The 12,627-nt window shown below is 56.9% G+C and carries 9 protein-coding genes; 6 read left to right on the forward strand and 3 right to left on the reverse strand.

Annotated elements, in window-relative coordinates; all coding sequences use genetic code 11:
* The first annotated feature begins 45 nt into the window (after positions 1-45).
* Positions 46-1,194, forward strand: coding sequence for an endonuclease/exonuclease/phosphatase family protein (locus EAO82_RS13520; protein ID WP_096347758.1), 1,149 nt, complete (start codon positions 46-48; stop codon positions 1,192-1,194).
* A gap of 177 nt (positions 1,195-1,371) precedes the next feature.
* Complete coding sequence (locus EAO82_RS13525) at positions 1,372-2,292, forward strand: transglutaminase-like domain-containing protein (protein ID WP_096347757.1); 921 nt, start codon at positions 1,372-1,374, stop codon at positions 2,290-2,292.
* 20 nt (positions 2,293-2,312) lie between these two features.
* Here EAO82_RS13525 and EAO82_RS13530 read toward each other — a convergent pair whose 3' ends face one another.
* Together EAO82_RS13530 and EAO82_RS13535 are read right to left on the reverse strand one after the other, a co-directional pair.
* Complete coding sequence (locus EAO82_RS13530) at positions 2,313-3,071, reverse strand: alpha/beta fold hydrolase (RefSeq protein ID WP_096347756.1); 759 nt, start codon at positions 3,069-3,071, stop codon at positions 2,313-2,315.
* A 160-nt stretch (positions 3,072-3,231) separates the two neighbouring features.
* The gene (locus tag EAO82_RS13535; RefSeq protein WP_174958873.1) at positions 3,232-5,157 is read right to left on the reverse strand and encodes an alpha/beta fold hydrolase; all 1,926 of its coding nucleotides are present in this window, start codon (positions 5,155-5,157) and stop codon (positions 3,232-3,234) included.
* A 328-nt stretch (positions 5,158-5,485) separates the two neighbouring features.
* Here EAO82_RS13535 and EAO82_RS13540 point away from each other — a divergent pair, with 328 nt between their 5' ends.
* On the forward strand, positions 5,486-7,036 hold the full coding sequence (locus EAO82_RS13540) for a class I adenylate-forming enzyme family protein (RefSeq protein WP_096347754.1): 1,551 nt from the start codon (positions 5,486-5,488) through the stop codon (positions 7,034-7,036).
* Positions 7,037-7,051: 15 nt separating this feature from the next.
* On the forward strand, positions 7,052-8,212 hold the full coding sequence (locus EAO82_RS13545; protein ID WP_096347753.1) for an acyl-CoA dehydrogenase family protein: 1,161 nt from the start codon (positions 7,052-7,054) through the stop codon (positions 8,210-8,212).
* A 34-nt stretch (positions 8,213-8,246) separates the two neighbouring features.
* On the opposite strand, the gene EAO82_RS13550 is transcribed toward EAO82_RS13545, so the two are convergent.
* A complete protein-coding gene (locus EAO82_RS13550) occupies positions 8,247-9,182 on the reverse strand; it encodes a LysR family transcriptional regulator (RefSeq protein ID WP_096347752.1) in 936 nt (311 codons plus the stop codon).
* Positions 9,183-9,354: 172 nt separating this feature from the next.
* On the opposite strand from EAO82_RS13550, the gene EAO82_RS13555 reads away from it, so the two are divergent.
* Entirely contained in the window at positions 9,355-11,121 is a 1,767-nt protein-coding gene (locus tag EAO82_RS13555; RefSeq protein ID WP_096347751.1) for a DUF1302 domain-containing protein, read from the forward strand.
* A 14-nt stretch (positions 11,122-11,135) separates the two neighbouring features.
* On the forward strand, positions 11,136-12,503 hold the full coding sequence (locus EAO82_RS13560) for a DUF1329 domain-containing protein (RefSeq protein ID WP_096347750.1): 1,368 nt from the start codon (positions 11,136-11,138) through the stop codon (positions 12,501-12,503).
* Positions 12,504-12,627 lie beyond the last annotated feature (124 nt).

The following is a 12,627-nucleotide window of genomic DNA, read 5'->3' on the forward strand; positions in this document are numbered from 1 at the left end:
AGCGACCATCTTTGACCATCGGGCCTATTCTGCTTTGCCTGCATTATGTCGTTAAAATCCATTAGTAAGACGCACCTTTTCTGTCGGATCGCTGTCGGCCTTTTCTCGTTTGCCTTGATATGCGCTACCGCCATCCCGTTGCTGCGTACCGAGGCCTGGTGGATTCGCGTCTTCGACTTTCCGCGCATACAGATTTCTGTACTGATAGGGCTCACGTTCGCAGGCTATTTGGCGCTGCGTATATATTGGCGATTGCGAACCTGGGAATACGCGCTTGCTACGCTGCTTGGGCTTGCGCTGGTTTGGCAGATTATTTCGATAGCGCCCTACACGGCTTACTACCCGGAAGAAATGGCGTCCAGCAACACGGAAGATGATTCCAACCGCATATCGCTCTTGGTATACAACGTGCTCGCTGACAATCGTGAAGTGGATGCGCTACGCGTACTCATCCGCGAAACCGACCCAGACGTCATCCTGCTAAGTGAACCTAACCAGTGGTGGTTTGAACAGCTGGACGGGTTGGAGGACGACTACCCCTATACCCTACAGAAGCCTCAGGAGAACAATTACGGGCTGCTGCTATATTCCCGGCTGGAGTTGGTGAATCCAGAGATACGTTTTTTGATTGAGTCAGAGGTCCCTTCCATACGCGCCCAGGTGCGCTTACGTTCGGGGGAGCTGGTGACCCTTTACGGTGTGCATCCACGTCCGCCGGGCCTCAAACCTCCAGAAAATGGCGACGCTGCGCAGGAGGATGAGGATGACGACGAACGCGAAGACTCGGGCAAGCGTGACGCTGAATTAATGCTGGTTGCCAAAGAGGTGAAGGAGCTCGGGAACGTTCCGGTGATCGTCGCTGGCGATTTCAACGACGTGGCCTGGTCGCATACCACACATCTATTCCAACGGACCGGCGGTTTGCTCGATCCAAGGGTTGGCCGGGGCTTGCTCAATACCTACGACACCAGAAACCGTCTGCTGCGCTATCCGCTGGATCACACCTTCGCCTCCGAGCATTTTCTTTTAGCAGAGCTACAGCTTCTTCCTGACATCGGATCCGATCACTTCCCCCTGCTCGTGGTCTTTGATTTCGATCCAGAAGCGTCCGTGGCAAACGACGAGCCGCAGCCAGATGCGGGCGATGAGAAAGAAGCTGAAGACGTTATTGAAGAAGGCAAGTCCGACGACTGAACCAGCGGGCATTGCGGACGCCTAAATTCCCGTACGCTTTTGAACACCCAGCGCATGCCGTAGTCCTATCTATACTCCCTTATCCACCTGAGGGCGCCATCCGAGTCACGGATGGCCAGTTGCTGCACGGCGTTTAAACACCGCCTACTTTTCTGTATTAACAGAGACTACGCCATCATGGTTCGATTAAAGTTTTCGATAGAGCTGGGCTATACCATTCTGGATGATTCATGTGATTTCCTGTTCAACATCCATCCTGCTCTGACGGAAAGCCAGCATGTGGTGAGTGAGACGGTAACCATCAGCCAACCGGTGGAACAGCACTTGTTTGTGCAAAAGGATGATGGCACGCGGTGGCTGAAGATCCGCGGCAACAATGGGCCCTTGGTAGTTCGTTATGACGGTGTTGTCGAGATCTGCCATACCGTGGCTCAGCCTGCCGCCCTGGAAGAGACGCCGATGGCCGACCTGCCGATGGATCTGTTCTGCTATATCTACCCCAGCCGGTATTGTCAGTCAGACCGATTTCAGGCGTTGGCGAACCACGAGTTCGGTGAAATGCCCCCCGGGTATAACCGTGTTGTCGCTATCCGGGACTGGGTCAACAAGAGGACCAAATTCACCTCGGGCAGCTCCGGTGCCAGCACCTCGGCGCTGGATACGCTCACCGATCATGTCGGGGTATGCCGCGACTTTGCCCATTTGATGATTGCCACATGCCGGGCGCTGAATATGCCTGCGCGCTTTGTTTCGGGCATTGATTACGGCGCGGACCCTGCGATGGGACCATCGGATTTCCATGCCTACGTTGAGGTATTTTTAAGTGGCCGCTGGTATCTGTTCGACCCTAGCGGTGTATCGCCAACAATGGGGCTACTACGCCTCGGTACCGGCAGGGACGCGGCAGATGTGTCCTTCGCCAATATATTTGGTGCTGCCACTTCAGCGATACCGGTGATTACCATTGAGGCTATCGAAGACCCGCAGCACGGGCTTGTGCTGCCGGTGCATCAGGCCAACGCGTTATCAACCGCGGGCGCGCCTGAAACACTTTTTGCTGCCGCTGATGAGGCGGTAGATGCACCCGCCCAACGTTAAAAAAGGCATTTGATCTCAGCTCAGGAGAGAAACGTCACCAGAGCCGACTTGAACTGCAAACTCATCAGCGCCGTGCTGTGGTTGCCTGGCGTAATGCATAGCTGTGCATCAGGTAGTGCGGCCTGAAGTTTCTCGGGGTGAATCGCCAGCGGGTCGTTGCGACCGGCGATTACCAATGTCGGGTTAGTGATGCGCTCAAACGGAATTTTCCTGGAATGAAAAGCTAACGCCTGGGCAGCCATTGCGTTGCGATCCGCGCGCATGAAGTCGGCGAATAATCGAAAGCCAAGTAATGCCGGATGCTTTATTGACCGTCGGTTAGGCGTTAGCAAGGCTGCAGCGAGTTTCTTCTTTACCTGGCTGTTGTGTGAGCGCCCGAGACTAAGCGTATGGGCGCCGATGCCGCCAATAACCAATTTGCGAATGCGCTGGTCCTGCGCGGCAACGAGCAAAGCCACTGTCGCGCCCATGGAATAGCCGACCAGATCCACTTCTTCCAGCCGGAGCTCGTCTATCAGGCAGGAGACATCCCGCGCCATGCGGCTTTCGCCATAGGCTTCAGCATCCTGCGGTTTGTCGGAACGCCCGTGGCCGCGCGCATCCAGAGCAATTACCCGGTGGCCCGTCATGGTCAATCTGAAGACGATACCCGGCAGGACCCAATTCACCCGGGCATTGGCGATATAACCATGCTGCAGGATAACGGGCACGCCTTTAGCTCTGCTATTCCACTGTCGATAGCATATTTCGACGCCGTCGAATGATGTGAAGCTCTTCATATTTCTCTCCTGCAAAGGTAGAACGACTGGCGTACAACGATAGGTCCTGTTGGTGAGAAAAGCGCATGAGACAAAGGTTCATTATGTATCAATCAGAACCCGTGCCGCATAAAAAAGGCCGCTCTTCGTGGCGGCCTTCTATTGCACGATAATTTGATGGTCAGTCCACATAGTCCTTGAAATGAACCGAAATCGTGCGGATCTGGTCAGACGGCCAGTTGGGTACATTGACTATCTGCGTGGTGTCACTGCCCTCTTCCCCGCGCGGAGTGAGCTCAAGGCTGATGACTCCATTTGGCCCGCCCGCAGCCGGCAGATACATATCCAGCCCGGAGATAAACGGGATCCGGCTGAGCACCGGGTCTGGCGCGCCCAAATTGCTTACGCCGTCCGCACCCCGATCATGCAGGAACAGCGAGCTGAGACGCTTGAGCAGCGGCGCTGTCTGCTCGGTAATGACGTTAGTACCCTTCACTTTCAGGATATCGCTACCCTCTTCCAGATAACCCCAGAACTCCTTGTCACGGCTGATACCGATGTTGCTGTGATTTGCGCTGCGCGTCAGCAATGCGCCCACGCCGCTACCGGGCAATGAAGTGTTCAAGCGCACATTGTAGCTATCAGTGGTGAACGGCTCGCGGTAGAAGTAATGGTCGTTACCGGCACCTTCACGAACCAGCGCAAATTCATAACTGCCACCCTTGTTCAGGCGCGCAGGACCCCATTGGCCAGATCTGTCCAGGACCCTTTGGTAGCTCGGGGTATCACTCAGACGCGCGCCGGTGTCCGGACTGATTTCACTGATCCGTAGCTCGGCACCTTCTGCCCCAATATTGCGCGGGAAGATACTCGCTCGCCCGGCAACCCAAACATCTGCGCCCTCCGCCTGGGGCACTTGAACGACGGCGGGAGGTTGCGCATTGAAGAATGCATACATGCGCTCAAAGGAACTGGCCGAGGTAGCGACTTCGATATGCCCGACCGGAGCTTCCACCGGCGGATAAACGTTCTCGGCACCCACCACTTCCCGATCAATGTACTGCCCCCAGAGCGCTAAAGTGCGCACACCACCTGGCGGGCTGGCCGCGGGCGTGCCATCGATGCTGATGTAGTTGGCGACCTTGGCGGCTCGTTGCGGATCACTCAGATAGGTAAGACTAACGCGGGTACCGTTGGAGTGCCCCATCAGGTCGACCTTGTCCGCGCCGGAGATAGCTAAAAGCTGATCAATGATGGCGTCGATACCGGCATTGCGCGCGTCGGTCAGTGCCAGATACTCATCGCTGTCGATGGCGGAAGTGTCGTACTCAAAGGTCGCCAGATAGTCTCGCGGGTAGCCGTTGGCAATAAACCGCTGAGCCTGTGACTCGAACTGGGAAGCGGATCCTGCACCGCCGTGAATAAACACCACTGGCCGCACATCGTAGTCGATGTCCCGGCCATCCAGAGCATCGAGCGAGTCCTGCAGGTGTTGCCAGGCTTGCAATGTACTGCGGGCGACGCGCGATTTGCCATCGGCGTTCTCAGCGAAAACCGCTGTTTCATTCAACGCCGCCAGCAGCGACGCCAGGGCCGAATCAAACGCGGCGGTGTCCGTAAAATCAATGCTGGTACCGGGATTGTCGGCGAGGTACTGGTTGGTCTGTTCAACGATCGCATCAGTCAGCTCAATACCATTGTTCAAGTTGCCATCGGCGTCGAGCGTCTGTAGCAGACGGGAAATATTCAGCACAGCAGGGTCGCTGGAATCGGTCGCATCCGTCACCAGACTGGTCGGCGTCATGATGCTCTCACCCATCCCCTCGCCCAGTTTCAGCTCACCCAGGTGAAAACTGACTATCTCGCCTTCGCGGTACTGAAAGCGCCCGGTTTCATTGGTCTCGCCCTCCTGGCTGGGGGTTTCGTAGCGCAGCCCAGCCACGGGGCTGTCGACGAAAGAGCCCTGCTGGACATCGGAGGATTCATCGGAGCTAGAGCTGGAGCCGGATCCGGAAAAACATCCGGCACTCATCGCCGCGACCAGACCCAGCAAAGGTAGTCCAGCCAGACGCCAGGCGCTGCTGGTACGTGGGAGGTTTTTGTTCATCATATGCCTCATTATTGGATTTATTCTAAGGGGCAAACCCTTATTTCGGCTTGCACTGGAGACATAGTACGAAAGTGACCATTCAATGAAATAGCACGATGCTAAACATGAATGATCGTTCGTTCATTTTTGTGATGACAACCGTTGCATATTGCTCGGCTTCATCTGACTTGGCTGGCCATCAGTAACATCCCATTCCAACGCCCTCACCCAATCCGCGGCTCTGCTATGCCGAAACGGCATAAGAACTATCGATTTGTAGTATTGGCTGGTCTTTCGACCTCACTTGTACGATACCGCCAAACAACAACCGATGGAGTGAATCCCCGTGAATCTGGGAAAAATACTAAGCCGGAGCGCTCGATACTGGCCGGAATACAAGGCGGTGATCGATTCCCGTCAACGCCTCACCTATGCCGAACTGGAATACCGGACCAACTGCCTGGCGTCTGGGCTGCTCAATCTGGGTCTGCACAGCGGGGCCCACATTGCGATCCTTGCACCCAATCGGGTCGAATTGGTGGAAGCCGAAGTCGCGTTTTACAAGGCCGCCATGGTCAAGGTGCCCATCAATGCCAGGCTGGCAGTTGAGGAGATCGTGCGTGTTCTTGAGGACTCTCGAAGCGAGGCCGTCATTACCATTCCGGCTTTCGCCAGAGCGCTACAACAGCAGCGTGACTGTCTGCCGTTGCTCAAATGGATTATCTGTCTGGACGAGGACGTCGGCGACGTCGGTTACCAGCGCATCCTGGACATGGGCAGTCCTGAGCCTGTTCACACGGACCCTGCTGACGACCAGCTGGCGGTACTGCACTACACCTCCGGCAGTTCAGGCGTATTAAAAGCGGCGATGCTCAGTTTCGGTAATCGCAAGGCATTGATTCGCAAAAGCGGTAACAGCCCTACCCGCCGGGCGCAGCCAGGTGACGTCATGGCCCATGTTGGCCCTGTCACGCATGCCAGCGGCATGCAGATCATGCCGCTGCTGTCGGTAGGCGCCTGCAATCTGCTGATTGAACAGTACGATGACCGCCGTTTGCTGGAGACTATTCAGAGCGAACGGGTTAATCGACTCTTCCTGGTGCCGGCAATGATAAACCGGCTGGTGAATTATCCCCGTGTAGAACAATTCGACCTCAGCAGCCTGAATCTGGTGCTGTACGGTGCGGCGCCCATGGCGCCAACTCTGGTGAAACGTGCGATGGACGTTTTCGGCCCGATTCTCGCCCAGGGTTACGGTGCTGGCGAAACCTGTTCGCTGGTCAGCGTACTGACCGAGAGCGACCATATCAGAAGCCTCAAAGGCGATGAAAAGCGCCTCGCCTCATGCGGACGCTGTTATTTCGACACCGATTTACGCGTGGTTAACGAGCAGTTTGAGGACGTACAGCCAGGCGAAATTGGCGAGATCGTTGCCAAGGGCGACGACATCATGCAGGGCTATTGGCAGGCACCGGAACTGACGGCCGAGGTGATGAAGGACGGTTATTACCTAACTGGTGACCTGGCGACGGTTGATGAGCTTGGCTACATCTTCATCGTTGATCGGAAAAAGGAAATGATCATCTCAGGTGGCTTTAACGTATACCCAACCGAGGTTGAACAGGTGCTCTACAGACTGCCGCAGATTTTTGAAGCGGCCGTGGTGGGTGTGCCTGACGAGCAATGGGGTGAGGCGATCAAGGCGGTTGTAGTGCTCAAGCCTGAGCAGCAGATCAGTGCCGAGGAGATTATCCAGTACTGCGCTGAACACCTGGCCGGATTCAAGAAACCGCGAAGCGTGGACTTTGTCAGCGAACTACCCAAAAACCCCAACGGCAAGGTGGTGCGCCGTCTGGTGCGTGACTCCTATTGGCAAAAAGCCGAGCGCCAAATCTGACTTCGGGAGTACTACATGATTCAACCCAGTGAAAAAGCCAACGCGTTGATCGCGCAGATCAATGCCTTTGTCGATGAAGAAATAAAGCCGTTGGAGCAGCGTGAGGGCCTGCGCTGGGGCGATGGCCCAAACAAAACTCTATTGCGAGAAGTCTGGAAACGCTCCTGCGAGCTCGGCTTTTATAACGTCATGCTGCCTGAAGAGCTGGGCGGCGCCGGCCTGAACGTGGTGGATCTATGTGCAATCAAGGAAGCCACGGTACTTAGCGGCACGATGCTGGCGCCGCACATTCTCGGCGAACTCAGCGGGCCACCACGCATTGGCCATCTGTTCAAGGTCGCCAGTGAATATCAAGTTGAAGAGTTTCTGCGGCCCATTTGCAGGGCAGACAGATCTGTCTGCTTTGCGCTCACGGAAGCCGACGCCGGCTCGGACGCCTCGGCGTTGAAAACCACCGCTGAGCTGCAGGGCGACCATTACCGACTTAATGGTAGCAAGCGCTACATTTCTGGCGCTTCATACGCAGATACGGCCATTCTGCTCGCGCAGACCAAGCGCGACGGCGAGGCAGCGGGCATCTCCGCGTTCTACGTGGATCTGAATTCGCCAGGCGTCAGGGTAGATTCTGATTACGGAGTGATGTCTGGCAAGGGCAGCCACGGCGATATCTTCCTTGAGGACGTTAACGTACCCGTAGCTAACCTGATTGGTAGCGAAGGCGCAGGATTCAAACTGGCCATGGGGCGGATTACGCTGAACAGGCTGCTGCACTGTCCCACCATGCTCGGTATGGCCGGACTGGCATTGGAACTGAGCATGCAGCACGCACGCTCACGCTCGCAGTTCGGCAAACCGATCGCGGCGTTCCAGGCGGTTAATCACATGATTGCCGATATGGCGACCGAATTGGCCGCCGCCCGCAGTCTGGTCTATGCCACCGCAGCCCAGTACGACGCTGGCGGGGACATTCGCACCCAGGCATCAATGTGCAAGCTGTTCGTTTCAGAGACCAGTTTCCGCATTATCGATCGCGCGGTCCAGGTGCATGGCGGCGCTGGTTTGATTCAGGGCCATCCGGTTGAACTGTTGTTCCGCGCCAGCCGCATGATGCGCATACTGACCGGTACCAGCGAGATCCAGCGTAATACCATTGCCAAGGGCATCCTCATGCCCTGACGCGCCTGCCTGCTGTTCCGGCGCCTGCGATAGCCTAGTCGTCTAGCGCCGGACTGGGGTGTACTGGTTCACCGTGCCACCGGCCCGATTGGGCCAACTCAATGAGAATATTGCGCACCAGGTCTCGCATACAGGAGGCTGCGAAGGTCAATGGTCGGTGCACTGAATAGGCAATGGAGACTGTTCGCCGGATGCTTGGCTCGACAATGCGCCGCGCCTGCGGATGAAATTGCTCCTCCAGCGCCGGCCAACTGGTGATGGTCGCTGCCAGCCCGCTTCTTACCAGGCTACTTATGCCTTGGGCGGAATGCTGTTCATAGCGGATGTTCAGCGTTATCCCCTGCTCCATGGCCACCTGTTCGACACGCCGACGCAGATGCAGCAGGCGTGGTCCCATTACTAACGGAGTAGCGGCCGCCTCGGCAAAACTGATGGTGTCGCCCTGGGTGGCGGTTTCAACCCGGCCGTACCAGCACAGCTCCTCTATCAATACCGGCTCCGCACGCACGTGCTCCAGCTCCTCAGCATTCGGCACTACGCCAAAGTCCACCTTGCCAAGTTCTATAGCCTGCCCAGCCTCACTACTTAACCCATCACGAACCTGCAGATCGATACCCGGAAACTTCTCACGTGCCTGCATGATGATTTGCGGCAACAGCAATGCCGAGGCCGCCACCGGCACCGCAATTGATACCTGGCCCTTTGGATCGCCCTTGGTGGACACCAGCTCGTCTTTAACCGAGTCGATCTTTTGCACTACCGAGCGAGCGACCTCGTAAAGGCGCCGACCTGCGTCCGTCAACACCACACCGTCGTGCTGCCGCTGCAGCAGACGCATCTCCAACTCCTCTTCAAGCATGCCGATCTGGCGGCTGAGTGCCGGCTGAGCGATGTAAGCATTGCGCGCAGCTGCAGAGAAACTGCCCGCCTCGGCGATAGCGATCAGGTAACGCAGTTGTTTCAGGGTCATGACAGCTCCGTTACTGACATATCAAAACGGCATGGAGTATATCGAAATACTGTATTTGTGAGCCATTTTTCCTCCACTTAGTATGAGTACCATCACGAACAAGCATAAATACTCCATAAAACCTACTTATAATAAAAAGAGGTTCAACGTGTTCAACAATAGAACGGGCGCTATGCCCCCCTTTCGCCTGCTGCTTATTTCTGTCGCCTGTATTGCAGCTCCGGCAGCCAATGCATCCAGTTTCCAGTGGGGCGAGATTGATGGTCAACTGACCTCTGCGTTGAGTCTGGGCATGAGCATCTCGACTCAGAACCCCGACGAAGACCTGATGCGGGGCGCCAGCGCCGACGATGGTCGCCGCAACTACCGCGCGGGCGATATCTACTCCAAGCTGTTCAAGGGAACCCACGATCTGGAACTACGCTACGGCGACAGTGGCGTATTTCTTCGCGGCAGCTACTGGTACGACTACGCCGTGCGTGATGAAAGCCAGCGCTTTATCGACATCGAAGACGCCGGCCGCAAGACCTCAATGAAATCAGCCGGCATCGAGCTGCTCGATGCGTTCGTCTACCACAACTACGACCTGGGCGGTCAGCCAGGTACCCTGCGCCTTGGCAAGCAAGTAGTCAATTGGGGCGAAAGCACCTTTATTCAGGGCGGCCTTAATGTGATCAATCCTTTTGATCTCAGTGCTCTGCGTCGCCCCGGCTCGGAGGTCAAGGAAGGACTGGTGCCGGTCAACATGCTCTACAGCATCCAGAACATCACCGACAACGTTTCGGTAGAGGGCTTCTATCAGCTCGACTGGGAGCAGACCAAGCTGGATAACTGCGGCGCCTTCATGAGCGGCAACGACTCGATTCCCGAAGGTTGTGACGCTCGTTTCGTCGGCCCTGATCTGTCGGGTAACGCAGCCGCAATAGCCCTACTCTCTACCTATGGCGTCAACCTGGATCCCCAGGGAATCCAGGTCAAGCGGGGCGGTGACAACGACGCCCGAAATGACGGCCAGTGGGGTCTCGCCATGCGCTGGTTCTTCGAGCCGCTGGACACTGAATTTGGTGCCTATTTTGCCAACTATCACAGCCGCATGCCCTATAGCAGCGTGATCAACAGCCCTTACATGACCGGGGGCGTCAATCTCGGCGCCTTGACTGGGGCGCTCCGATTGGGCACCTCCGGCTATTACGTCGACTATCCGGAAGACATCCAGCTTTACGGACTGACCTTCGCCACCAACCTCAGTACCGGTACTGCGCTGCAGGGCGAGATCAGCTACCGACCCAACCTGCCATTGCAGTTCAATGGCACCGACATGACCCAGGCGGCGCTGAACGACCCAAGCCGCTCACCGCTGGTCAGCAGCGGCGCCATCCCCAGCATCAACGGCGCCAGCTCCAATGGTTATCGTCGCAAGGAAGTCACCCAGCTACAGATGACCGCCACACACTCGTTCAGTCAGGTAATGGGTGCAGATCAATTCGTGTTGGTCGGTGAGGCCGGCGCCACCTTCGTGGGCGGGCTGGAGGGTCGCTTCGGACCGCGTTATGACCGCAGCAGCACCTTCGGACAGGGCGAGCTGGCTGACAACAGCATTTGCTTGGCCAACTCCGAGACACCCGAACACTGTAACGACGAAGGCTTCGTTACCGACTTTTCATGGGGCTATCGCGCCCGCGGTATCTGGAACTATGCCAACGCACTGGCCGGTGTGGACCTGAAACCCAGCGTCTCCTGGTCCCACGATGTCGAGGGCTACGGCCCTAACGTAGCATCCGCTTTCAGTGAAGGCTCCACCGCCATCAGCCTTGGCCTGGGGGCGGAATTCAATCGCACCTACAGTGCCAACCTCTCTTACACCAATTATTTCGACGGTGACTACGGCACTAAAGGCGACCGTGATTTTGTTGCCTTGAGCGTTGGCGTCACCTTCTGATTCGGAGCAACCTGATGAACCAATATACTCGTTTTTTTTCCCTCAGCCTGCTGAGCGTCGCAATGCTTGCTCCAGCAACCCAAGCTGCTGTCTCTGCTGAAGAAGCCGCTAACCTCGGCCAAGACCTGACGCCGATCGGTGCCGAGCGCGCCGGTAATGCGGATGGCAGCATCCCGGTCTGGGCCGGCGGCTTGCCAAAAGACGTCGGCACCATGCTGGCCAACGGCACGCCGAGCGATGTATTCGCCGATGAGCAGCCGCTATTCACCGTTGATGCCAGCAACTACGAGCGGTACCGCGAACTGCTGACCGACGGCCAGGTCGCGTTGCTAAATCGTTACCCAGACAGCTATCGCCTGCCGGTCTATCCGACCCACCGCAGTGTTGGCATCCCTGACAAGGTGGCCGCGGAAGCAGCGCGCAACGCCACTCACACCAACCTGGTGAACGATGGCAACGGTCTGGCCGACTTCCAAGGCAATATCGCGTTCCCGATCCCACGCAATGGCGCGGAAGTCGTCTGGAACCACCTGACCCGTTACCGCGGAGGAAGCAAGCTGAGCACAACGGACAGCGTTGCGCCCCAGCCCAATGGCGACTATGTAATTACCACCATAGAAGCGCGCTCTACTCCGGTGACGGAGACCACCGACTTCAAACCTGAGGATGCGGCAGAAGTATTGTTTTACTACAGCCACAAGATCACCGCACCGGCTCGTCAGGCAGGCTCGGTTCTTCTAGTCCACGAAACGATTGATCAGGTAGCAAGTCCGCGCCGCACCTGGCTTTACACTGCTGGTCAACGCCGCGTGCGCCGAGCACCAAGCATTGCCTACGATGCAGCCGGTCCAGCCACTGCCGGCCTGCGCACTGCCGACGGACTAGACATGTACAACGGCGCACCGGATCGCTATGAATGGAAGCTGATCGGCAAAAAAGAGCTGTTGATCCCCTACAACAGCTACCGTCTGGCTTCGCCCGAGGTCAGTTACCAAGAGCTGGTTCAGCCAGGCCATCTGGCAGCAGACCATACCCGCTATGAGCGTCACCGGGTCTGGGAAGTGGTTGCCACGCTGAAGGACGGCCAACGTCATATTTATTCACAGCGCCGTTTCTATATTGATGAAGATAGCTGGGCCATCATCGAAGCTGATCACTACGACACCCGTGGCGAACTCTGGCGGATCGCTGAGAGCCACACCTATTATCAATATGCGCAGCAAGCGCTGCTGAGCGCCGCCGACGTAATCCACGACCTGCAGAACGGCCGTTACCTGGCGGTAAACCTGACCAACGAGCAGCGTGAAGCCTACCGCTTCGACTACCGCGCCAGCACCTCTGATTACTCTCCAGGGGCATTGCGCAGCAGGGGTGTGCGCTGAGCAGTAGGTTCCTGCCCGGCGCGAGCACTATCCGCTGTCGCCGTCGCACATTGCAGTCCTCGTCAACGCACCTGGCCAGATGCTTCGCAAACCCCGGGGGATCAAAGGTTTGCGATTGGCGCAT

The organism is Halopseudomonas pelagia, assembly GCF_009497895.1.
Taxonomy (GTDB): domain Bacteria; phylum Pseudomonadota; class Gammaproteobacteria; order Pseudomonadales; family Pseudomonadaceae; genus Halopseudomonas; species Halopseudomonas pelagia_A.